Below are 21,302 nucleotides of genomic sequence, written 5' to 3'. Positions count from 1 at the left end.
AATCAAATATGATTCCTATATATAACAAAGGTATTAACTCACAAATAAATGTGAGCTTTTTATATAGATAAATAGTTAATTTTTGATGACAAATATGTAGACAATGTATTGATTTTATATCAATGTTTCAATAAAAAAGATCTGAATTATGTTATGTATTGATACAAAACATATTATAAGAATATAAGGTGTTTAAAACTAACATTAATATTGGCATTTTCCCCCTAGAATTTTATAAATAGGGTGTTTTATGTTAAAAGGAATGGGGAATAGGGAAATTAGGCGTTAGACGCGATTCATCGCGTCTGTACAAGGGTCATTAATTATTTTCTTCTCCTGTTCTACGGTAGTTGCTACAATGCAACGGTACTTCCTTCAAGTCGGCAAAGCCGCCCAACGGAGTGCCTTGGAAACCCGCGCAACACACTGCCTTCCCTACTCCCCTAACTCTTATTCAGTGGCAAACAGAGGGGTATTTTGCCTAAAGGACTCAAAGCCTGCGTAAATCTGTATGCCCCATGATTAGACGCGATCGCGTGTCTCTATCTTTAAGTGGGCGTTGAAAGACTCAATTTCCCAATTGGCTAGAGTACGGCAGTTATGACCCCCAGCATTACAGATTCAGCAGTGAAGGCTGCGATCGCAGCTATTGCATCGGAGTCAGCAACGATGGAGGAAAAAATCCAGATGCTGATCGAGATAGCACAGGGTTTTCAAAAAAAGCCCAAAACTGCCCAAGACTTGCGTAATGCAGTTTCTCTATATTACCGGGCGTATGAAATGTGTGGTGAGGAGTATCCTCTACTGAGGGCCCGCGCCCAAGTAGGTATGGCAGGGACGTTACAGGCAATACCGGATGTGGGAACTGAATTATTACTGCAAGCGAAAGTAGGTTATGAAGAGGCGCTACCGACTTTACAAAAATTAGCTTTGCCAGAAGAAGCAGCAGAAGCACAAATGAATTTTGGGTTGGTGTTGCAGTCGCTTGTACCGTTCAATTTGGCGCGGATAACGGACAGCATCCAAGCTTATCACGAGGCTTTGCGGGTATTTACCTGGCAGGATTATCCGCAAGAATATGCGATCTTATACAACAATATTGCGATCGCTTACCTTTCTATGCCCCTAGCGTCAGAACGGGAATACTTGCGTCAGGGTTTAGCAGTGCAATCGTTTGAAGTGGCGCTGAAGCATATTAATTTGATTGATCATCCCAGAGAATATGCGATGTTGCAAAACAATTTGGGTAACGCCTTACAATATTTAGTGAGTTCCCATCCTCTAGAGAATAATTTGCGGGCGATCGCAGCTTACGACGAAGCATTGAAAGTGCGTAACCCCAAAGACACACCCCTAGAGTACGCTAACACAATTTCTAACAAAGCTAACGCCTTATTCAACTTACCCGACGACCCAGAAAAGCCGGAGGCGATTAATTCTAATAATCTCTTGCAAGCGCATACTTACTATCAAGAAGCTTGGGAAATATTTACACAATACGAACAAATTGAACAAGCAGAAATAGTAGCTCAAGCACTACAAGACGTAGAAGCAGAAATGATGAGTTAAAAGTTATGAATTAAATTTGATTTTTTGCTTCTAACTCCTAACTTTAATCATCAGGGTAACACAGCATGAGAGATATTTTTACCAACCCTACTGTGAATGATTTTCTTACAAGCTTAGCAACTGGAGACTTAAACTTAGAAACTGGATTCGTGTGGGTAGTCATTGCAACAGCTTTATCTATGGTTGGCGGTGCTATTGGTGGGATGCTGTTAGCCGGGAAGGATATAGGTTATCAGTTTTCAGCAATGTTGGGTGCATTATTTGGCCCAGCCGGTGCAATTCCTGCCATCCTTTTAGGGCTAGTTGTACTGAATTTTTTAACCAATTATTAGGAGGAATGATGTTAGAGATAGGATGGTTTTCTGCCAAGTTATTTTTTAAAGGAAAGTTGCTGCGTGACCCCATATATTTCATGCAGCAGATTGCTATTGGTATGAGTATCGGTTCACTACTACTTGTGTTACTTGCACAAGCTAAAATTCCTTTTTGGTTCCCAGTAGTAGTATCTAGTTTAGTGACGGGCATATTTATGCCATTTCTCCTCAAGGATTTCAAAATGAAGTGACTTGTAAATTGTCCTTTGTCGGTTGTAAAGACTTAGTTAATGACCAATAACCAATAACCAATGACTAATGACAAAACTTGAAGAATTGGTTCAAGAAATCAACCGCTTTGAGGCAATTATATCTGAGTGGGATGAAAGCCAACGGTGTGTAGCCGTAGGGCTTAAACGGGCAATTGAAGCTTTACATAAAGAAGCATTAACGCGTTTGATTAAAAGCCTCAAGCTTGAATCAATGTCAGCTTTGCGTCATGCTGTTAATGATGAAGTAGTATACGCAGTATTGCTTTATCACGAATTAGTCAAATCACCCCAACCTTCACTAACGCAACGCATTCAAACAGCCCTTGAAGAAGTTCGTCCAGGCTTAAAAAGCCATAACGGGGATGTAGAATTAGTGGCAATTAAACTACCAGATACAGTGGAAGTTAGGTTAATAGGAACTTGTAGTAATTGCCCCGCTTCTACGTTAACTTTATCTGAGGGTATTGAACAGGCAATAAAAAAATACTGTCCTGAAATTACCAAAGTAATTGCGGTCAATAATCCTCCTACTATTAATAGTGCTAATTCTGGTTTGAGTAGTCCATTTCTTACACAGGTAACTTCTGCTTGGGTAAAATTAGCAACTGTTGATCAAGTTCCTGAGTCTAGTGTATTGGCAGTGCAATTTGCTGGTAATTCACTAATTTTACACCGTCAAGGTGTTAATATCACCTGTTACCGTAATGCTTGCACCCATTTAGGAGATTCCCTAGAAGCAGGTAACGTTGAAAACGGCATTATCACCTGTCCTTTTCATGGCTTTCAGTACAGTTTAGAGACAGGTGAATGCTTAACAGCACCAAATGTTTCTCTAAAGTCTTATCCAGTGAAGATTAAGGGTGATAATGTTTTTGTGCAGATGCAAAAATAGACTTATTGCAAAAATACGGTTCAAGAGTCTTTGAAGTACAGACGAACATCAGTGAATAATATACCTCATGAATCTATCGCTATTAATTGTCGACTCACTAGCATTGCATCAAAGTCCGAAATTTATATAGTTTGTCTTCACGTTGATCAAGATGCTATTCGTATTAAATATGAAATAACTCCGTTTATAAACAGTCTAGAACGAAGAGGTTTCCCTATAGTATCTTGGTGGGGATATGCAAGAGATGATCATGGTGGCGATTATCAAAGTGCAGGAGGTGCTTCGGGGCCGTCGCCAGATGGGGAACATACAGATGGAGTTTTGTCGTTCCTACCCCTTCCCAGTAAAGAGGTAAAACGTTTAGATATTACTATGATCTTAATATTAAATGGAATAGAAACAGAAACTAAATGTGAATTTAGCGTGTTTTTTTAGCCCAGTAACCTCTAATTCCAAGCTTAAAACTTTCGTTTTTTGGCGTTATGACATTTTAGGTAATGAATATTGTTAGAGAAACCTTTATATAAAATTGCAACCATTGATACATAACAATATACGCCGATAAGATTGGATAATAATCAGCGTTCATTTGCGGTTCATGCATATCCCAATCAAGATTACTCCTGTACCACAATTGCCGCCAGAAACAACTAAAAGTTCCCAAAAATTACTCCTCTCACCTCAAGGTGCAGATGTAATTTTAGGCAATATTATTGAACAGCAACAATTAGTACTACCCATAGCACCTAGTCCTACAGTAATGTTTGGGCCTCGTGGTGCTTGTTTGCTATCTAAAACTGGGCCATTGTGGGTATCAGATACAGGACATCATCGGTTATTAGGATGGCAAAATTTACCCACCACAGATAACCAACCTGCTGATTGGGTAATTGGACAACCAGACTTTTATCATGAAGGACAAAATGCTAAAGGTACACCGGGAAAGGCAACTTTCAGTGTCCCAACTGGAATTTGTGCTTGTGAGAAAGGTTTAGCAGTAGCAGATGCTTGGAACCATCGAGTTTTGATTTGGAACAACTTACCTGAAGATAGCAATGTTCCAGCAGACTTGGTGTTAGGACAGGGTAATTTTATCGATAATGAACCTAATAGGAGAAGTCAAGTAGCATCTGCTAATACAATGCACTGGCCTTATGGTATTTTCTATCATCAAGGACGGCTATTTGTTGCTGATACAGGGAATAGACGGGTATTAATTTGGCATCAATTACCAACAGAAAACGGTCAACCCGCCGATTTAGTGTTGGGACAACCAGATATGATATCTCGTAACGAAAATGGTGGTAGTTCTCCGACAGCAGCGAGTATGCGTTGGTGTCACGATATCACTTTTTGGGGAGAGAATCTAGTCGTTGCAGATGCTGGTAATCATCGCGTGATGATTTGGCAGGGAATGCCAACAGAAAATAACACTCCTTGTGCAGTTGTGTTAGGTCAAAAAAACTTTGATTGCGTAGAAATGAATCAAGGAGTTTATTTTCCTAGTGCTAGTAGTTTGAGTATGCCTTATGGTGTGGGAGTTGCTGATGATTGGTTGGTAGTTGCGGATACTGCTAATTCTCGACTATTAGGATGGAGAAAACCAGAATTAATTTTATCATTACAAGGTGCTGTAGCAGATGCGTTGGCATTGCCAGCCGCAGGCATAGCTGGACAAATAAATTATCAAAACAAAGGCGAGAATCGTAATTTTGGACTACCAAAGCGAGATAGTTTAAATTGGTGTTATGGAATTAAAACTTGTGGCACAACTGCGGTAGTAGCTGATTCTGGAAATAACCGAATTTTGCTGTGGCAGTTTAACTATGGCGATTGAAGAAATTAGAGTTTGTGGTACTGTTCAGGGGGTAGGATTTCGCCCTACTGTATATCGTCTTGCTAAAGCTTGTGGGTTGCATGGTGATGTTTGTAATGATGGCCAAGGTGTGTTAATTCGAGCATCTGGTAGTGAAGCAGCTTTAACAGAATTTGTTACTAGATTACAACATGAATGTCCTCCATTAGCCAGAATTCATCAACTAATACGAACTCCTTATGAAGGTGAATTTAACTTTAATGATTTTGTAATCTCTAGTAGCGTCAGTAACACAATTAAAACAGAAATTGCTCCTGATGCTGCTACTTGTCCACAATGTCAACAAGAAATCTTCGACCCTTTTAGCCGCTTTTATCGTTACCCTTTTACCAACTGTACTCATTGTGGCCCTCGCCTAAGTATTCTTCGTGCCATTCCTTATGACAGAAGCAATACAAGTATGTCTGCGTTTGCTATGTGTCCACAATGTGAAAAAGAATACCACAATGTCGAGAATCGCCGCTTTCACGCTCAACCTGTAGCTTGTCATACTTGCGGCCCTACAGCTTGGCTAGAACGTGCTGATGGTAAACCTGTTACCGCTTCCATGTTCTCTATGCTAGATGATGTTGATGCCGTTTGTACCCTGTTGCAAAAGGGTGAAATTGTGGCAATTAAAGGGTTAGGTGGTTTTCATCTAGCTTGCGATGCGACACAGGAAACAATGGTGCAAAAATTGCGCCAACGCAAAAGGCGCTATCATAAACCCTTTGCTTTAATGGCGCGAGATTTAACAGTAATTGAGGAATATTGTACTGTCAGCACGAAGGAAAGAGAATTATTATTAAGTCCTGCTGCACCAATTGTTTTAATGCAAGCGACAGCAAAAAAACAGGTAGCACCTTCAGTTGCATTAAGACAGAATACTCTCGGTTTTATGCTACCTAATACGCCATTACATCACCTAATTCTCAGGCGAATGAATCGCCCAATTGTTTTAACTAGTGGGAATGTTTCTGAGGAACCACAATGTACAAATAATAATGAAGTGCGGGAGCAATTAGGAAAGATTGCCGATTATTTTATTTTCCACAGTCGGGAGATTCTCAACAGAGTTGATGATTCAGTAATACGGGTTGTTAATGATAAAGTGCAAACAATTCGCCGCGCTAGAGGATACGCACCAACACCAATTAATTTACCACCTGGATTTGATAACGTGCCGCAGATTTTAGCAATGGGTAGCGAGTTAAAAAATACTTTTTGCCTGTTGCATGAAGGTCAAGCAATTCTTTCTCAACATTTGGGAGATTTAGAAAATGCTGCGGCTTTTAAAGCCTATCAAGATACATTAAATTTATACTTAAATTTATTTGAGCATAAACCAAAAGCGATCGCTATTGATCTTCATCCAGAATATCTCTCAAGTAAACTCGGCAAAGAACTAGCAGCAGCTAATCAAATCAAACTTTCTCCCATCCAACATCACCACGCTCACATTGCTACTTGTATGGCAGAAAATGGCATTCCTCTAGATTCGCCTCCTATTTTGGGTATCGCTTTAGATGGATTAGGTTACGGTGGAGATGGTAAACTCTGGGGTGGAGAATTTCTTTTAGCTGATTACCGTAAATATCAGCGTCTAGCAACATTTAAACCAGTAGCAATGATTGGTGGTACACAAGCAATTTATCAGCCTTGGCGTAACACCTATGCTCAATTGATAGCTGCTGATATTTGGGATAATTACCAACAACAATATAGTGATTTAGAAATAGTAAATTTTTTGGATCAAAAGCCACTTCAGCTACTTAATCAGCTTCTAGAAAAAGGGATTAACTCTCCTCTAGCTTCTTCCGTAGGGCGGTTGTTCGATGCAGTAGCTGCGGCTATCGGTATTTGTGTGGAAGAGTGTAGCTATGAAGGACAAGCAGCAGTTGAAATGGAAGCTCTAGTTGATATCAACAGCTTAAATAATGATAAAGAAACAGTAAATTATCCTTTTAGCTTTATATTTTCAGATAGTATTTATTGTATAGACCCAAGCCCAATGTGGCTAACCTTACTCAAGGACTTGCAACAGCAGAATCCACAACCAGTTATAGCTGCCAAATTTCACCACAGTTTAGCTAGCACCATTGCTGATATGGTTAGTCATCTTTGTCAAGAAAATCTGATTAGCCAAGTTGCTCTAACCGGAGGAGTATTTCAAAATTATATATTGTTGGAGCAGGTTACTAAGAAATTACAAGTATTGGGAATAAATGTACTTACCCATAGCTTAGTTCCTGCTAATGATGGCGGTATATCTCTAGGTCAAGCTGTCATTACAGCCGCTCAAATGATGACTTAATTCTTGATATTTCAACAAAATTTTATCAGAAATTATTTTCTTTGTGTCGCGCCAGTTGCTACAACGGGAGAACCCCCGCAACGCACTGGCTTCTCTGTGCCTCTGTGGTTCGTTTCTCTTGAAAAAGGAAAATAATAATGTGCTTAGGAATTCCTGGACAAATTATCGAAATCACCAACCTTAACCATAAATTGGCTATTGTTAATATTGGTGGTGTGAAGCGCCAGGTAAATATTGCGTGTATCGTTGACGAACAACATCCCCCGGAATCTTGTATTGGAGATTGGGTGCTAGTGCATGTTGGCTTTGCGATGAATCGAATTAAGGAAAAAGAAGCAGCAGAAACATTACATCTATTGCAAGAACTAGCAGCAGCACAAGCAACGATTAGTAATTAAATAGACTTACTTGAATAAACATTTTTGCTGCACGCAGAGGCGCAGAGAAAGAGTTTAAAATCAGGAATTTTGTAATAAGCATAATCTACTAATTCCAAAACTTACGCCTTTCTTTGTTCCTTTGTGTTCCTTGCATCTTGGGTGGTTCGTAAAAAAATGCCTTACAGAATAACTAAATTAATTTATACGTCAAACTCACTATTCCTTAATCCCTATGAAATACGTTGATGAATTCCGAGAACCCGAAAAAGCTGAAGCCTTACGGCGTGAAATGGCAAAATTATGCCAGCAACTAGAAAAACCAATCAAAATCATGGAAGTATGCGGTGGGCATACCCATTCTATATTTAAGTACGGTATTGAAGAAATTCTGCCAGCTGCCATTGAATTAATACATGGGCCTGGTTGTCCAGTATGCGTTATGCCAAAGGGTAGATTAGATGATGCGATCGCAATCTCCCAAAATCAGAACGTCATCTTGGCTACATTTGGCGATACCATGCGGGTTCCCGGTTCTAATACTAGCCTGCTGCAAGCCAAAGCTACAGGCGCAGATATTCGTATGGTGTACTCTCCCCTAGATAGCCTGCAAATTGCTAGAGATAACCCCAACAAACAAGTAGTCTTCTTCGCCCTAGGCTTTGAAACCACCGCCCCCAGCACCGCCTTCACCATCTTGCAAGCAGCAGCCGAAAAAATTAACAATTTTAGTATGTTTTGCAATCATGTCTTAGTGATTCCTGCCCTTCAAGCCCTGCTAGATAATCCCGACTTGCAACTAGATGGATTTGTCGGCCCTGGTCATGTCAGCATGGTAATTGGTACTGAGCCTTATGAATTCATTTCCCAACAATATCATAAGCCAATTGTCATTTCAGGATTTGAACCTTTAGATATTCTCCAATCAATTTGGATGTTGTTGCAACAGCTAATAGAAAATCGTTGTGAAGTCGAAAATCAATATAACCGAATAGTACAAAAAGCTGGAAATACAGCGGCGCTTCAAGCCATGAACAAAGTTTTTGCTGTGCGAGATAGTTTTGATTGGCGCGGCTTAGGAGATATACCTTACTCTGGCTTAAAAATTCAACCCGAATACGCACAATTTGATGCCGAACTTAAATTTACCATTCCTAATCTTAAAGTAGCCGACCATAAAGCTTGTCAATGTGGAGAAATTCTTAAAGGTGTATTAAAACCTTGGCAATGCAAAGTATTTGGTACAGCTTGCACTCCCGAAACACCCATTGGCACTTGTATGGTATCTTCCGAAGGTGCTTGTGCAGCCTATTACAAATATGGACGACTATCTACTATTGCCAAAAAAACAATAGCTGAAAAACCAAAGATACCTATCACTCAAAAACCCCTCCCTTCTTGCGGCATCTCTTTGGATTAACATACCCTTCAAATACTCTGCATTCCTTTGCGCTAACCTCAGCGTTCCTTTGCGTTTTAATATGAATCTTTATCCCACCAATCCATCACAAAACCCCTTCTTTCAAAAAATCGAACAAGTCCGCCGTCGCCAAGGTAAAGTACAAGATACTCATATAAATCTCGCACATGGCAGCGGCGGAAAAGCCATGCGCGATTTAATAGATGATATATTTATTAGTAGTTTTGATAATCCAATTATCTCTCAATTAGAAGACCAAGCCAGTATCAATTTAACCAGTCTCATACAACAAGGAGACAGACTTGCTTTTACTACAGATTCTTATGTTGTAGACCCCTTATTTTTTCCTGGTGGTGATATTGGCGAATTAGCTATTAACGGCACAGTTAATGATTTAGTTGTCAGTGGTGCTAAACCCTTATATCTAACTTGTAGCGTCATTTTAGAAGAAGGATTGCCTATAGAAACCCTACGACGCGTCGCTAGGAGTATGAAATTAGCTGCGAAAAAAGCAGGCGTGCAAATTGTCACTGGTGACACAAAAGTTGTGCATCGTGGTGCTGCTGATAAATTGTTTATTAATACTGCTGGCATTGGCGTAATTCCAGCAGGGATTAACATTTCTGCTCATAATCTCCAACCTGGAGATGCAGTAATAGTTAATGGCGAGTTGGGTAATCATGGAGCAGCAATTTTAATTGCCCGTGGTGAATTAGCCTTAGAAACTAATATAGAAAGTGACTGTCAGTCGTTAGATGATTTGGTGAAAACAATCCTCAATGTTTGTCCCAAAGTTCATGCCATGCGGGATGCAACACGCGGCGGTTTAGCTACAGTTCTCAATGAATTTGCTCTCAGTTCTGATGTGGGAATTCGTCTATATGAAGAAGTTGTCCCAGTGCGTGAAGAGGTAAAAGGGGTTTGCGAAATTTTAGGTTTAGATCCTTTATATCTAGCAAATGAAGGTAAGTTAGTAGTAATAGTGCCGGGCGAAAATGCACAAACTGTTTTATCAGCTATGAAATCCCACCCATTAGGCAAAGATGCTTGTATTATTGGCGAAGTTATACCTTTCCCTCCAGGGATTGTTTTGTTAAAAACAGTTTTTGGTACAGAACGTATTGTTGATATGCTAGTAGGCGAACAACTGCCGCGTATTTGTTAATATTTAATCGTGTTTTTTGTATGCATGAATTAGGAATTACGCAAAATATTGTGGCAATTGTAGCTGAACACGCTAAAGGTAAAAAAGTACAACGTGTTCTATTAGAAATTGGTCAACTTTCAGCTATTATGCCTGATGCTGTGCGATTTTGTTTTGATATTTGCACTCAAAACACAGTTTTAGCAGGGGCGATATTAGAAATTATAGAAATTCCTGGCTTAGGGCGGTGTCGTCATTGCGGTGCAGAAATTACTTTAGACAAACCCTTTGGTATCTGTAAATGCGGTAGCACGCAATTAGATTTAATCACTGGTGAAGAACTGAAGATTAAAGAAATAGAAATAGAGGAAGTATGTGTGTAACTTGCGGTTGTTCTGATGATGGCAAAACTAAAATAACCAATTTGGAAGTAAGTGACTTTGAACATCACCATCATACCCACACTTTACCTGATGGTACTGTCATTACCCATTCTCACAGTCACGATACTCACACAGAAGCATCTCAAATTCATGCTAAAGTTATATCTTTGGAACAAGATGTATTAGCCAAAAATAACTTATTAGCAGCCCAAAACCGAGGATGGTTTAAAGGTCGTAATATCTTAGCATTAAATTTAATGAGTTCTCCTGGTGCTGGGAAAACAACTCTCTTAACTCAAACTATTAATGATTTAAAACATCAATTTTCTATTAGTGTCATTGAAGGCGATCAAGAAACTACTAATGATGCTCAGAAGATTAAAGAAACAGGTTGTAAAGTTGTCCAGATTAATACTGGAACAGGCTGTCATCTCGATGCATCAATGATAGATAAGGGTTTACAACAATTGAATCCGCCGCTGAATTCAGTGGTGATGATTGAGAATGTTGGTAATCTGGTTTGTCCAGCTTTATTTGATTTGGGAGAACAGGCAAAAGTCGTGATTCTTTCTGTCACCGAAGGAGAAGATAAGCCGATAAAATATCCCCATATATTCCGCGCTAGTAAGGTGATGATTCTCACTAAAATTGATCTACTTCCTTATGTAAAATTTGATCTGAAACGTTGCATAGAGTATGCACAGCAGGTAAATCCTCAAATTCAGATTTTTCAGGTTTCTGTAACTACAGGAATAGGATTAGATAGTTGGTATAAATGGCTATCTCAAAAACTAGCAAACTAGTTAAGGTGATTTTTGATCTCACTGTTAAGGTGGACTTACGAATAGTTAAGGGTTCAAAATCTACTTAGCGATCGCATTTACCAAAATTTAAATTGGTAGAGTGCCATGGGTTACACCACCGGAGGCGATCGCAAATATTTCTATTATTGATCAACTTAACTGTGGTTTAGCAAAAATTGTCAGCAAAACAGGGCCTAATAAATAGTGGTGACTTAAACAAACTAGTCCAGCATCGAAGCCTAAAGCTTCACGAGTCTCTGGGCTGTAGAATCTAATTTTAGCAGGAGAGGCTGCCACTAACTCTGATGCTACCTGGCTTTTGGAGGTTATATCAACTAAGTAGAATTTTCCACCCGGAGCAATTACCCGCGCCACTTCACTTAAAACTTGTTTTGGTTCCGAATAGTGTAAAAAACTTATAGTATTAAAAACAGCATCAAATTGACCGTCAGCAAAAGGAAGAGACTCAGCTTTACCCTCAACATAAATTAAACGAGGATGATGGCGGTTTTTCTGTCTTGCTACTCGCAACATCTGGGGAGATAAATCCAATCCAGTAGCGCGCAAGTCTGTAAATTCAGTTGCTAGGCGTTCCAGTAAGCGTCCAGTACCACAGCCTAAGTCAAGCACATTTGGCCGATTTGGTAAATCAACTTTTGAGAGTAGCCGTTTGTGGATGGCTTGATAAATAACTGAAGGGAATAAGGTATCATAGCTTGATGCCCAGCGGTCAAAAAGTTGCTTTTTATTACTTAGAAAATTAATAATCATTAGTTTTTGCAGCTAGCTACCTATCTTGACTTTTATACCAAGTCAGAGAGGTTTTTGCAGCGCCTCCAAGAAGTAGTTTACAGGGCAAATATACTTCTTTTCCGCAAGAAGTAAATGGCAATAGATAGAGTTGTTCATGGTAATTCCATGAAACAACTCCTTGAAGCAGACTGGAGAAGAAATAGCGCTCAATAAGAAGATGGGTTGACTAATTCTCTAAAACTTGACGAATCCGCCGCTCTAAGAGTTCGAGATCTAAACCACCTTCATCACGACTAATACGACGCACAGTCGAGTTAACATTGCTTAGACCTAACAGTAAATCTTGGAGAATTTCTTGCTGTTGACGTGCTTGGGTAACTTCACGTGGTTCCTGCACTAAGTCACGCACGATAGTATCTTCAGCCCGCGAGGCTACGATGGGGTCATTTTGCCCTTGTATAGTAACAAAAGTTCGTCGCCCAGGCCCGCGTTCTTCTTCAATCGGTATTACTGCTGTTACCTGATCTGAGCGTACATATTTTCCGAATCCCAGATGGACTAGCACTGATGACTGTATTTTCATTTAAAATAAAGTTTATTTGGAACATACTTCTATTTTAGATTCTAATTTGATAGCTAAGAGCTATAACTAGAACGGGTTATACGCAATTAACAGTAGTAGTTCCACATTGCAAATAAAACGTTTAAAAGTTTCTAAAGCTGGTCTTGTACTTTCGTCAATTGTGTAGGTCATAAACAACAGGACTTACGCAACTGGCATATTATTTTAAGTTCGTAGTAAGGACTTTAGTCCTCACTACAAACAAAAAATTGAGATTTTTGTGACACTTGCGTAAGTCCTGTAACATTTTCGGGTGAAGAGGAAAAGTTTTTAATTCCTTTGCCCTTTTCCCCGCCAATTTCACGCAAGCGAACTACTAATTTGCACTAGGTAAATTATCGGGATCTACGCCGAGCGAGCGCAAATACTCGGCTAACTGTTCTGCCCGGATTCGTTCCTGTTCTGCCTGTTCTTCTGCCCTTAAATAGCGATCGCCCTGTTGATCATACCAAGACAACAACTCCTGTTGAATACCAGCTACAGTACCTTGGTATCGTCCAATACCCAAACCCACTTCTGGCATCCAGTAAGGTTCACCTATCTGTAATTGGTAATGACCATCTACCAATTTATACACTTCAAATGGTTGATGTTGGTCGCGTCGCCAAAATTCTGGATTATAAATCACATAATACAACACACCAAGTTTGGCGTAGATATCCATTTTTTCGTCATATTCACCACCTGGAGTGTGGGATACCATCTCTAATGTGAGTATTGGAACTACTTCATTTTCTTCCCAAACTGCGTAACTTTTGCGAGATTTCCCGCCTTTTTTCCGTTCCACTCCTAGACTTAAAAAGCCATCTGGCACTACAGGTACTCTAGGATTGACTCCTGTGGTGTGATAAACTCCCATGTCTACACCGAAGTACCAATCCATTCGATTTGCCCAAATAGAGTTCAGCAAAAACAGTAGAACATTGGGCAAAAAATTTTGGTCTTCATTATCCACGGGTGTATCGTCTGAGCAAGGCAGTTCGTCAGTAGTCGGTAACGCTTGTTTGAGATCGGGTGAGAACATAACCTTTGTCTCGTGGCGTTGATTTATTTGATTATAAAATAATTAGTATAAAAGGTACTGGGAACTAGGAACAGAGGGGAAAAGGTTAAAGGGTAAGGGGATGGTTCTTCCCTTTACCTTTCACCAATTCCTAATCCCCAATCCCTGATCAAGAAATTTTACACGTTTGTAGCCATCACCTTAAAAGGTAACGGCTACTATTAACTGAACTGTATGAATTTAAAGCCAATCTCGATAAGCCGAGATTTCATTCACACTAATTTCAAAGGGCATCCCCTTGCCAAATGGCGGATAAACTCGAATTTTAGCGTTACTGCTAAATCGCTCTAGCCGATTCCCTAATTGGGGAATATTGCTGACTATATGCCAGTAAGATACGATATCAGGGCAATCAATTATGAGTGTTAAAGTGGTAACATTGGTTGTGAGATACCACTGACAACTAGACAATAGTACTTGGGTAATGCGATCGCAAGCTAAATAAAAGCATCTACCAGTAGATTGCTCTAGTTCCAGACGCATCATTCCATCCTGTTTTGTCACCTCAATTGGTGGCAAATCATCTGGAGGAAGTAAGGACATTTTAGACATAATTGCGCACCTCTTGGTTGTAGCGCGTCAAACTCTCAAGGTTTTTTTGCAGATCAAAAGATGAGGGTTTGAGTGCTAGCGTACCTAAATCTAATTCATGCTGAAATTTCTTGATTTTGTCGCGACATGTTGCTACATCACCGATGATTGAGTTCTCAATCAAATAGTCTTCATCAAAACAGATATTTGTGCGATCAAATGGCTTTTGGTTAGGATTCGCACTATTCTGCATTAATTGGGCCGAGTTGGCTGTCATTTTCTGGCTGAATTGGCGGATGAAAGGCAAAGCTTCGCTCACTGCTTCATCGGATGTTTTACCAACATAAAAGAAGCGTGCTAGCATCAAATTTTCAGCGCCACTGGAATTTAGAGCACGATATTTGGCAACAGTATTCTTCAATCTCTCTAGGGAAAACGGCGGCCCTCCCATCAAGCTGAAGGAATGTTTAGCAGCAAACCCTATACCTTCATCATCACCACTAGCAACATACACTGGAATTTGTCGCTGTAAAGGTTTCGGGTAAATCGTCAGGCGATCGCATTGATAATATTGTCCGTTAAATGATACATCAGTTTCATATAAAAGCTTCTGAATCAATGCGATCGCTTCTAATGTCTTAGCGCGAGATTCACTCGTCGGTGTAGCAAAATGCTTGTTGTGTTGAGGAAACGGCCCACCTTTGGCAATTCCAAACAACAATCGTCCATTGCACAGGTTATCCAGTGTAGCAATGTCCTCAGCCACCGTAATCGGGTTATGAAAAGCCAGCAATACCGCTGCTGTACCTAATCGGATAGTTGACGTCAAACCCGCCAAATGTGCCATCAACACCAAAATTGACGGGCTGAGATTCAATTCATTGAAATGATGCTCTGTAACCCAGGCTTCTTCAAAACCCAAGCTTTCCACATGTTTTACCAGTGTGGCTTGCTCAAATATGGCGCGACGAGCATCCTGGTGTTGATTTTCGTAATTGCAGAAAAGTCCGGTTTTCATTATTTGCAAGCGCTATTCTACGTTGCAACCCACTGCAACTCTAACCATAAGCGTGGATTGTTTTGCTTGAGCTTCGACATGGGATCACGCAACAATCGCTTGGCGTTCATACAGACTACCTGCATTAAACCCATGTTGTCTGCCACTTCTCTGAGTATTTCTTTTTGAGCTTGCACACAGGAAATCATTTCGTCAGAACAATAAATCCCTATGTATTGCAACCGTCTAACAGGCCGTCCCCAGAAACAGGTGATGACTTTCACATAACACCCGTCCAGTAATTCTCCAACTTTTGGGTAGTAATGGTTGACGACTCTTGTGAATTCTTTAGCTAGGATGTCTTCAGCAATCATTGGAACTGATATTTCTGTAGCGTCCATCACGCTATTTAATATAACATAATTTTGTCATTTAAATATGACAAATTAACCCATTTATTTTAAATTAAATATTAAATATTACCTAACAATCAGCAAATGTATTTTATTTGATATAGAAATCATATTTGATTTCTGAAAAAATTCAGTACATCTTTATTACTTCTTCTCCATGCCCCATTCTCCATTCCCTGTCTCTACGAGTCAGTTCACGAATCAAATCGGATTACTATATCACTTTTTGTCTGCCCATACAGTGAGTTTTGTATAAATAGACAACTGTAGGGTGAGCATTACAATGCCCACCCTACAAACAACAAAGAACGGTGATTCTAAATTTTGAACTTTTAATTGTTATTATCGAGCATTGCGTTCTGAAACTAAAACCTCTGCTACGATATCCGGCACATTTACAAAGTCTAGAAACCCCTCAGAACCACGTATTGGCGAAATAAATGTATAGTTGGGGTCACACACTCCATTGTCATAAACTTGAATAAACCACCTATCTGGAAATCCTTCTACACCCAGTTCTACGATGTACCAGCTTTCACCAATCAGACGAGAATTAAAGATTGTGAACCACTCCCTATTCTCTTCTGAGATGTTCCAATCTGCCATAAGAAGCTCTAACGCTATTTGTCCTGCATCAGTTGAAGTCAATAGCATTTTTACTCCTTATTGGAAACTTCAGGAACTTCAGGATACAATCCCAGCTGCTTAGCTAGTTCACGCGCCACAAAGAATAGAAACTGAGCGCCATCTTGATTACCTTCGTGGGCGAACATAGTTGCTACTTGTAACATTGTCTCCACGAAACCAGAATCAATCAATTCTGGCTTAGATTCCAAAATTTCTGGTTCTTGACCATTAGGACATCTGAGTAACTCATCAATCAGATTAAAATACAGATGTTGACGTTGTTCTGACATGGTAATTTTGTTGATTTTGAGAGAAGTCTGAGCGTTAACAACTTCAGTGATTACTGTTCGATACTCTGCTGCCAAAGCCTTTCTAACATTTCGACTTGTTCTTTTAAAACAGCAGCACGATAAAAAAGATACCTGTCATAAAAAATAATCCCTAACCCAACACCAATAGGAGTCAAAACGAAAAACCATTGCAGGATAGTGGCAAATTTATATTGCTCAGCAACAGTCAACATTTGATTAACCACATTGCGGTCAGATGATTGTATGCTAGCTTGAGATGGAGAAGAATATGTACCATTTAGCTGGGGATTTAAGGTACTACTCTTATTAAGTTTGCAAGTTAAACTCTGGGACTCTACTAAGTCTATATGCCGCTCCCAAACCACACCAAATACTACTAGCTCTGGAGAAAGCACTATTAAAGTAACTACGCAAACTGTAAGAACATTTAAGAGTTTGGCTTTCATCTTAACTCTCCCTTGCTAGGTAGTATGCACCCAGTAAGAAAATATTTTTTGCGATTTATCTAAGTAGCTACCTGTATCTAATTATCAAATAATTCTGATACTAAAGATATGTGTAAATGGTAATTCTTAGAATCGTTAGTTGTGTTATCTGTTTCTCTGATTAGTACTGACTACCATAGCAATCCTTTTTTAGTTGTGATATTTTTGGTAAAAATTGCCCTTGCTCATTAATGGTTTCTTGCAAATGATTAAGGACTGCTACATTCACTCACAAATTACCAACTTTCTCACAAAAGTAAAACTATAAAGTCAGAGCTAACGCACTCAGATACTGGAATGTAGTTTCTCCTACGTTAAAAAAGGGATTAAGAAGTCCCCCCTTGTTCGCTAGGCTTTCGCCTCGGAATTTCGGGGGGTAGAGGGGAATCTCTGCGTAAATCCTATACGTTTTATATCAGTCCCCTCTCCACATAACACTTTACCTCAGCCAGATTAAGATTATTAAATTCATTAAAATAGTACTCAAAGCCTATAATCCGCACCTGACAAGTCTTTTAAAAATTCATTGGGGTATGGGTGCTAGTATTTTTGGGTTGGGGTTCTAGTATTTATGAAGTAAGGTTCTGGTGTTGGGAGTACTCAACTAAAAGCATTATAGGAACTGGTGTCGGGCTATTTTTTTTCAATTGTTTGCGGTTAAAACCTGTACTCAAAAAAATATAGCTGTATCTCTTGATAAAGATATATGCAATAACAATAAAAAGCAATTAAATTTGCCAATTTAATTCATGTTTCCATAACAAATAAAACCTATTAAAAATAGTACTAACAATTTTGTATATAATTCAGCTTGATTTCTGTAATCCTGAGTGAGCGATGAATATCCTTAGCAAATCTGAACTTCAGAGGCGATATTAAGCAATGCAAATGGTAAAATATAAGTACGGCAAGTGAAGCTAAGACTGGGGCAAAATGAATAGGAGCATCTCACAAAAGTTCCTCTTAAACTTCTAAACTTTGTGGTTTAGTTAAAATATATAGTTTATGCACTCACTTGCACTAAATTGCAAATTAAATAAACAAAAGCTTATTGTATACAGCACTTCCGGCGGCTATGAGGTACATCCTCATAGCTGAAAGCTATGATAGGAGAGGGGTAAGAGGAAAATTGTATTGCATAATAGCCGGAAGCGCTGTAAGTAAATACTCTGCACTAGATTTAGAATCTTAGGAGTTAATTAATGCGGATTGCTAAAGACGTAACAGAACTTATTGGACGGACTCCGTTAGTTCAGCTAAACAAGATTCCTCAAACTGAGGGAGTAGTAGCGAGGATAGTTGTCAAACTAGAAGGTATGAACCCAGCTGCTTCCGTGAAAGACCGTATTGGTTTGAGTATGGTACTCTCAGCAGAAGCAGAGGGTTTTATAGAGCCGGGGAAAACCATTTTAGTAGAGCCTACCTCTGGTAATACCGGGATTGCTCTAGCGATGGTAGCAGCAGCGCGTGGCTATCGTTTGATTTTGACTATGCCAGAGACGATGAGCCAAGAAAGACGGGCTATGCTCAGAGCCTATGGTGCAGCTTTAGAGTTGACACCAGGAACTGAGGGAATGCGGGGAGCAATTCGCAAAGCCGAAGAAATAGTAACGAATACTCCCAATGCTTATATGCTGCAACAGTTTCGCAACCCAGCTAATCCCCAAGTTCACCGAGAAACCACCGCAGAAGAAATTTGGGCGGATACAGATGGAGAAGTGGATATTGTCATTGCTGGGGTAGGTACTGGTGGAACGATTACTGGTATTGCAGAGATACTTAAAGCTCGCAAGCAGAGTTTACAGGCGATCGCAGTTGAACCCAGCAACAGTCCAGTACTCTCTGGTGGTGAAGCCGGGCCACATAAAATCCAAGGTATTGGTGCTGGATTTGTCCCAGATGTGCTGCGTTTGGAATTAGTTGATGAAGTAATTAGAGTCAGCGATGAACAGGCGATCGCTTATGGACGACGGCTAGCAAAAGAAGAAGGCTTATTATCTGGTATATCCTCTGGTGCTGCTTTGTGTGCAGCCATTCAAGTAGGAAAACGTCCAGAAAATGCTGGACGTTTAATCGTGATGATTCAGCCTTCTTTTGGGGAACGTTACCTCAGCACCCCCATGTTTCAAGACTTGACTCTAGAAACTGCTGGCGTCGGCTGAGGAGAGTGGGGGAGTGGGGGAGTAACAATATAATATTCTTGTCCCTTCTCTCCCTTTTCCCCCTTCTCCTGGTAGACTATTAATGCTTACAACCACTTTTTTTATCGTGGTGTTCATGACCATGACCGTGAGCACAGTTTTGCAAATCCTGCTGTCTGAGATTTTCGCTGATTTCTCGCAAGGATTCATCCACAGGCTTTAAGCCAATCCAAGCATCAAGCTTCTCGACATCAAAACCTACATCGCGGCGATCGCCTACTTCTATTAAAGGACGGCGAATTAAAATTGGATCTTGCAGCATTGCCACTAAAGCTGTTTGTGCATCAAGTTTTTCGGGAACTACCTCACCAGATTTTACCCGTGGAGCAGAACGATTAAACCACTCGGCTACGGGGCGATCGCCAAAAAATGAGCGCAAACGTTCAACAGTCCAAGGTTCTGTTAGCAGGTTGTATGGTATCACCTCATGACCAGCAGCTGTTAGCAAAACTTTTTGCTTAGTACCACCTTTACAGCCTGGTTTTCCATAAAAAATTACTTTTGCCATTTAACTGTCTCCTATTAGAATACAGGTCGTTTATAGAGGCGCACAAATCTGCGCCTCTACCGCGTATTGGATTCAAGCAAGAACCGCCATAGCTAGAAATTTTTAGCACTATGTTTGATCGGATCAAACTCAAATCTTTCTTTCGGATCAGTTTCCCCATAAATATTAAAGGTTACAGTTGGTTCATCACCCACTGCTTGCACACTGTGAATTGCATCTGGAGTGAAGCTAATAATATCTCCAGGAAATAGAGTTATCTCTCCCGTCCGTTCGATTTTTTCTTCACCTTCTGGGCTGTAGGTGCGTTGCCAAAAAGTGTTTTTTTCCTGACCTTTTAACACCGCCACTATTCCCCATGTTCCATGATTATGAATAGTTGACATCGTTCCTGGTGCAAATGTTACTGTTTGCACTGTCAACGGAAAACCTAATTCATCGTATAGGAGTAAAACAGAGCTTCCCGTATTAGGAGAAGGCTCTAAATATTGACTTTGCACCCAGTATGAATTCACAATTAAACGCCTTACCAACATGCGGATTTCTGGTAGACGAATTGATTCGTCTACCACACCGTTAAGAACATCTTCCACCTCAGTCAAAAAGCGATAAAGGCGGTAGTTTTCCCTTAACAAATCCCATGCTCTCACCGATTTACAGGCTTGATACTGACCCTCTCCAGTTACCAGCCAATCCTTACCTTTCATAACCTTTAAAACATTAGTTGAGAAGATGGTGGCAAAATAAACGGAGGTGGGGGAGAGAAAGAGGGAATATTTGTCGTGTAAGGAGGCATACTACCGACAGGAAAAACAGGTAAAAGAGGAGTATTAGAATTACCTGTGGAAAAAGGATGATAGAAAGACAAGTTATTCATGACTATTGATGATTGATTCCTAACTCAATTAATCGTCTTCTTCTGCCGGACGTGTCAAAATATCCAGAAGGATTCCGGCTCCGAAATCATTTTTGGCATCAACTTCTTTGACTCTGATACTTATTTCTTTGGCTTGGTCTATTTCTCCTAATTTTGCTAATACCAATCCAGAAGCAGCATAAGCATTCAAGTACAATCTGATTTGGGGTTCTTCTCGCCGCTTGACTAATAGTGGCTTAAGTCTTGACCAATCATCAGGAAAATTCTCTGCTACTTTAATTTTATCTATTAATTTAATTGTTGTTTGTAGCGCAAGTATATAATTATTTTTATAGTAAAAAAATCTATATGCCGCTACCAAAACATCTGTATTATCACCAGTTTTTGCTAGAGCTTGTTGAATATATTTTTCTGATTCTGATGTATTTTCCCAAGTTTGGGCTGCCAATATTAGTAACTCTTTAATGTCATCAGGAACCTGAAACCATGAAAAGCGATTTGCATCAACTTGCATAATTATTTATTTGGGAATGGGGCATTGGGCATGGGGCATTGGGCATGGGGCTGTCTCTTA

At 39.9% G+C, this 21,302-nt stretch carries 26 protein-coding genes; 13 read left to right on the top strand and 13 right to left on the bottom strand.

The window, feature by feature from the left end:
* Positions 1–600 precede the first annotated feature (600 nt).
* The 12 genes from IQ246_RS19965 to hypB all read left to right on the top strand — a co-directional run bounded on the left by IQ246_RS19965 (position 601) and on the right by hypB (position 11,343).
* Entirely contained in the window at positions 601–1,569 is a 969-nt protein-coding gene (locus IQ246_RS19965) for a hypothetical protein (protein WP_194005078.1), read from the top strand.
* 65 nt (positions 1,570–1,634) lie between these two features.
* Positions 1,635–1,901, top strand: coding sequence for a hypothetical protein (locus tag IQ246_RS19960; protein WP_194005077.1), 267 nt, complete (start codon positions 1,635–1,637; stop codon positions 1,899–1,901).
* Positions 1,902–1,909: 8 nt separating this feature from the next.
* Positions 1,910–2,134 carry a hypothetical protein gene (locus IQ246_RS19955; protein ID WP_194005080.1) on the top strand — a complete coding sequence of 75 codons (225 nt, stop codon included), beginning with the start codon at positions 1,910–1,912 and terminating at the stop codon, positions 2,132–2,134.
* A gap of 67 nt (positions 2,135–2,201) precedes the next feature.
* The gene (locus IQ246_RS19950; protein ID WP_194005076.1) at positions 2,202–3,047 is read left to right on the top strand and encodes a NifU family protein; all 846 of its coding nucleotides are present in this window, start codon (positions 2,202–2,204) and stop codon (positions 3,045–3,047) included.
* Positions 3,048–3,098: 51 nt separating this feature from the next.
* Entirely contained in the window at positions 3,099–3,482 is a 384-nt protein-coding gene (locus tag IQ246_RS19945; protein ID WP_194005075.1) for a hypothetical protein, read from the top strand.
* Between the two features lie 163 nt (positions 3,483–3,645).
* Positions 3,646–4,884, top strand: coding sequence for a hypothetical protein (locus tag IQ246_RS19940; protein ID WP_244142096.1), 1,239 nt, complete (start codon positions 3,646–3,648; stop codon positions 4,882–4,884).
* The gene (hypF, locus tag IQ246_RS19935) at positions 4,874–7,216 is read left to right on the top strand and encodes a carbamoyltransferase HypF (protein WP_194005074.1); all 2,343 of its coding nucleotides are present in this window, start codon (positions 4,874–4,876) and stop codon (positions 7,214–7,216) included. Before IQ246_RS19940 ends, hypF begins: the two co-directional genes overlap by 11 nt.
* A 137-nt stretch (positions 7,217–7,353) precedes the next feature.
* Positions 7,354–7,614, top strand: coding sequence for a HypC/HybG/HupF family hydrogenase formation chaperone (locus IQ246_RS19930; protein WP_194005073.1), 261 nt, complete (start codon positions 7,354–7,356; stop codon positions 7,612–7,614).
* A gap of 214 nt (positions 7,615–7,828) precedes the next feature.
* Positions 7,829–9,013 (top strand): hydrogenase formation protein HypD, encoded by a 1,185-nt coding sequence (hypD, locus tag IQ246_RS19925; RefSeq protein WP_194005072.1) that lies wholly within the window; start codon positions 7,829–7,831, stop codon positions 9,011–9,013.
* Positions 9,014–9,074: 61 nt separating this feature from the next.
* The gene (hypE, locus tag IQ246_RS19920; RefSeq protein WP_194005071.1) at positions 9,075–10,178 is read left to right on the top strand and encodes a hydrogenase expression/formation protein HypE; all 1,104 of its coding nucleotides are present in this window, start codon (positions 9,075–9,077) and stop codon (positions 10,176–10,178) included.
* 20 nt (positions 10,179–10,198) lie between these two features.
* On the top strand, positions 10,199–10,540 hold the full coding sequence (gene hypA / locus IQ246_RS19915) for a hydrogenase maturation nickel metallochaperone HypA (protein ID WP_194005070.1): 342 nt from the start codon (positions 10,199–10,201) through the stop codon (positions 10,538–10,540).
* Positions 10,531–11,343, top strand: coding sequence for a hydrogenase nickel incorporation protein HypB (gene hypB / locus IQ246_RS19910; protein ID WP_194005069.1), 813 nt, complete (start codon positions 10,531–10,533; stop codon positions 11,341–11,343). The genes hypA and hypB overlap by 10 nt, the downstream gene beginning before the upstream one ends.
* 150 nt (positions 11,344–11,493) lie before the next feature.
* Here hypB and IQ246_RS19905 read toward each other — a convergent pair whose 3' ends face one another.
* From IQ246_RS19905 to IQ246_RS19865, 9 genes are all read right to left on the bottom strand, one after another.
* Positions 11,494–12,114 carry a class I SAM-dependent methyltransferase gene (locus IQ246_RS19905; protein WP_194005068.1) on the bottom strand — a complete coding sequence of 207 codons (621 nt, stop codon included), beginning with the start codon at positions 12,112–12,114 and terminating at the stop codon, positions 11,494–11,496.
* Positions 12,115–12,322: 208 nt separating this feature from the next.
* Positions 12,323–12,679 carry a hypothetical protein gene (locus tag IQ246_RS19900; RefSeq protein WP_194005067.1) on the bottom strand — a complete coding sequence of 119 codons (357 nt, stop codon included), beginning with the start codon at positions 12,677–12,679 and terminating at the stop codon, positions 12,323–12,325.
* A 355-nt stretch (positions 12,680–13,034) separates the two neighbouring features.
* Positions 13,035–13,742 (bottom strand): Uma2 family endonuclease, encoded by a 708-nt coding sequence (locus IQ246_RS19895; protein ID WP_194005066.1) that lies wholly within the window; start codon positions 13,740–13,742, stop codon positions 13,035–13,037.
* Positions 13,743–13,961: 219 nt separating this feature from the next.
* On the bottom strand, positions 13,962–14,333 hold the full coding sequence (locus IQ246_RS19890) for a hypothetical protein (RefSeq protein WP_194005065.1): 372 nt from the start codon (positions 14,331–14,333) through the stop codon (positions 13,962–13,964).
* Positions 14,326–15,330, bottom strand: a complete 1,005-nt coding sequence (locus IQ246_RS19885; protein ID WP_194005064.1) for an LLM class flavin-dependent oxidoreductase — start codon at positions 15,328–15,330, stop codon at positions 14,326–14,328. Before IQ246_RS19885 ends, IQ246_RS19890 begins: the two co-directional genes overlap by 8 nt.
* A 17-nt stretch (positions 15,331–15,347) precedes the next feature.
* On the bottom strand, positions 15,348–15,710 hold the full coding sequence (locus IQ246_RS19880) for a hypothetical protein (protein WP_194005063.1): 363 nt from the start codon (positions 15,708–15,710) through the stop codon (positions 15,348–15,350).
* Positions 15,711–16,064: 354 nt separating this feature from the next.
* Positions 16,065–16,376: a hypothetical protein gene (locus tag IQ246_RS19875; RefSeq protein ID WP_162397547.1), complete on the bottom strand. Its 312-nt coding sequence runs from the start codon at positions 16,374–16,376 to the stop codon at positions 16,065–16,067.
* Positions 16,377–16,378: 2 nt separating this feature from the next.
* Complete coding sequence (locus tag IQ246_RS19870) at positions 16,379–16,639, bottom strand: hypothetical protein (RefSeq protein WP_194005062.1); 261 nt, start codon at positions 16,637–16,639, stop codon at positions 16,379–16,381.
* 50 nt (positions 16,640–16,689) lie between these two features.
* Complete coding sequence (locus IQ246_RS19865) at positions 16,690–17,106, bottom strand: hypothetical protein (RefSeq protein WP_194005061.1); 417 nt, start codon at positions 17,104–17,106, stop codon at positions 16,690–16,692.
* 1,241 nt (positions 17,107–18,347) lie between these two features.
* On the opposite strand from IQ246_RS19865, the gene cysK reads away from it, so the two are divergent.
* A complete protein-coding gene (gene cysK, locus IQ246_RS19860) occupies positions 18,348–19,307 on the top strand; it encodes a cysteine synthase A (protein WP_194005060.1) in 960 nt (319 codons plus the stop codon).
* Between the two features lie 79 nt (positions 19,308–19,386).
* On the opposite strand, the gene IQ246_RS19855 is transcribed toward cysK, so the two are convergent.
* The 4 genes from IQ246_RS19855 to IQ246_RS19840 all read right to left on the bottom strand — a co-directional run bounded on the left by IQ246_RS19855 (position 19,387) and on the right by IQ246_RS19840 (position 21,242).
* On the bottom strand, positions 19,387–19,854 hold the full coding sequence (locus IQ246_RS19855; protein WP_194005059.1) for an ArsC/Spx/MgsR family protein: 468 nt from the start codon (positions 19,852–19,854) through the stop codon (positions 19,387–19,389).
* Positions 19,855–19,946: 92 nt separating this feature from the next.
* Positions 19,947–20,558, bottom strand: coding sequence for a cupin domain-containing protein (locus tag IQ246_RS19850; RefSeq protein ID WP_194005058.1), 612 nt, complete (start codon positions 20,556–20,558; stop codon positions 19,947–19,949).
* Positions 20,559–20,563: 5 nt separating this feature from the next.
* Positions 20,564–20,728 carry a hypothetical protein gene (locus IQ246_RS19845; RefSeq protein WP_194005057.1) on the bottom strand — a complete coding sequence of 55 codons (165 nt, stop codon included), beginning with the start codon at positions 20,726–20,728 and terminating at the stop codon, positions 20,564–20,566.
* A 28-nt stretch (positions 20,729–20,756) separates the two neighbouring features.
* The gene (locus IQ246_RS19840; protein WP_194005056.1) at positions 20,757–21,242 is read right to left on the bottom strand and encodes a hypothetical protein; all 486 of its coding nucleotides are present in this window, start codon (positions 21,240–21,242) and stop codon (positions 20,757–20,759) included.
* Positions 21,243–21,302 lie beyond the last annotated feature (60 nt).

Source organism: aff. Roholtiella sp. LEGE 12411 (genome assembly GCF_015206995.1).
Lineage (GTDB): Bacteria > Cyanobacteriota > Cyanobacteriia > Cyanobacteriales > Nostocaceae > Komarekiella.
The sequence above is the reverse complement of the archived record's forward strand: the minus strand, read 5'-3'. Positions and strand labels throughout refer to the sequence as shown.

What these genes read in the sequence shown, in the direction of transcription:
- IQ246_RS19855 (WP_194005059.1), bottom strand. Translation starts at nt 19,854, where the DNA reads ATGGCAAAAGTAATTTTTTATGGAAAACCAGGCTGTAAAGGTGGTACT.
- IQ246_RS19895 (WP_194005066.1), bottom strand. Translation starts at nt 13,742, where the DNA reads ATGTTCTCACCCGATCTCAAACAAGCGTTACCGACTACTGACGAACTG.
- IQ246_RS19940 (WP_244142096.1), top strand. Translation starts at nt 3,646, where the DNA reads ATGCATATCCCAATCAAGATTACTCCTGTACCACAATTGCCGCCAGAA.
- cysK (WP_194005060.1), top strand. Translation starts at nt 18,348, where the DNA reads ATGCGGATTGCTAAAGACGTAACAGAACTTATTGGACGGACTCCGTTA.
- hypA (WP_194005070.1), top strand. Translation starts at nt 10,199, where the DNA reads ATGCATGAATTAGGAATTACGCAAAATATTGTGGCAATTGTAGCTGAA.
- IQ246_RS19950 (WP_194005076.1), top strand. Translation starts at nt 2,202, where the DNA reads ATGACAAAACTTGAAGAATTGGTTCAAGAAATCAACCGCTTTGAGGCA.
- hypD (WP_194005072.1), top strand. Translation starts at nt 7,829, where the DNA reads ATGAAATACGTTGATGAATTCCGAGAACCCGAAAAAGCTGAAGCCTTA.
- IQ246_RS19870 (WP_194005062.1), bottom strand. Translation starts at nt 16,639, where the DNA reads ATGTCAGAACAACGTCAACATCTGTATTTTAATCTGATTGATGAGTTA.
- IQ246_RS19960 (WP_194005077.1), top strand. Translation starts at nt 1,635, where the DNA reads ATGAGAGATATTTTTACCAACCCTACTGTGAATGATTTTCTTACAAGC.
- IQ246_RS19845 (WP_194005057.1), bottom strand. Translation starts at nt 20,728, where the DNA reads ATGAATAACTTGTCTTTCTATCATCCTTTTTCCACAGGTAATTCTAAT.
- IQ246_RS19885 (WP_194005064.1), bottom strand. Translation starts at nt 15,330, where the DNA reads ATGAAAACCGGACTTTTCTGCAATTACGAAAATCAACACCAGGATGCT.
- IQ246_RS19955 (WP_194005080.1), top strand. Translation starts at nt 1,910, where the DNA reads ATGTTAGAGATAGGATGGTTTTCTGCCAAGTTATTTTTTAAAGGAAAG.
- hypF (WP_194005074.1), top strand. Translation starts at nt 4,874, where the DNA reads ATGGCGATTGAAGAAATTAGAGTTTGTGGTACTGTTCAGGGGGTAGGA.
- IQ246_RS19890 (WP_194005065.1), bottom strand. Translation starts at nt 14,333, where the DNA reads ATGTCTAAAATGTCCTTACTTCCTCCAGATGATTTGCCACCAATTGAG.
- IQ246_RS19900 (WP_194005067.1), bottom strand. Translation starts at nt 12,679, where the DNA reads ATGAAAATACAGTCATCAGTGCTAGTCCATCTGGGATTCGGAAAATAT.
- hypE (WP_194005071.1), top strand. Translation starts at nt 9,075, where the DNA reads ATGAATCTTTATCCCACCAATCCATCACAAAACCCCTTCTTTCAAAAA.
- IQ246_RS19865 (WP_194005061.1), bottom strand. Translation starts at nt 17,106, where the DNA reads ATGAAAGCCAAACTCTTAAATGTTCTTACAGTTTGCGTAGTTACTTTA.
- IQ246_RS19880 (WP_194005063.1), bottom strand. Translation starts at nt 15,710, where the DNA reads ATGGACGCTACAGAAATATCAGTTCCAATGATTGCTGAAGACATCCTA.
- IQ246_RS19840 (WP_194005056.1), bottom strand. Translation starts at nt 21,242, where the DNA reads ATGCAAGTTGATGCAAATCGCTTTTCATGGTTTCAGGTTCCTGATGAC.
- IQ246_RS19905 (WP_194005068.1), bottom strand. Translation starts at nt 12,114, where the DNA reads ATGATTATTAATTTTCTAAGTAATAAAAAGCAACTTTTTGACCGCTGG.
- IQ246_RS19930 (WP_194005073.1), top strand. Translation starts at nt 7,354, where the DNA reads ATGTGCTTAGGAATTCCTGGACAAATTATCGAAATCACCAACCTTAAC.
- IQ246_RS19875 (WP_162397547.1), bottom strand. Translation starts at nt 16,376, where the DNA reads ATGCTATTGACTTCAACTGATGCAGGACAAATAGCGTTAGAGCTTCTT.
- IQ246_RS19965 (WP_194005078.1), top strand. Translation starts at nt 601, where the DNA reads ATGACCCCCAGCATTACAGATTCAGCAGTGAAGGCTGCGATCGCAGCT.
- hypB (WP_194005069.1), top strand. Translation starts at nt 10,531, where the DNA reads ATGTGTGTAACTTGCGGTTGTTCTGATGATGGCAAAACTAAAATAACC.
- IQ246_RS19850 (WP_194005058.1), bottom strand. Translation starts at nt 20,558, where the DNA reads ATGAAAGGTAAGGATTGGCTGGTAACTGGAGAGGGTCAGTATCAAGCC.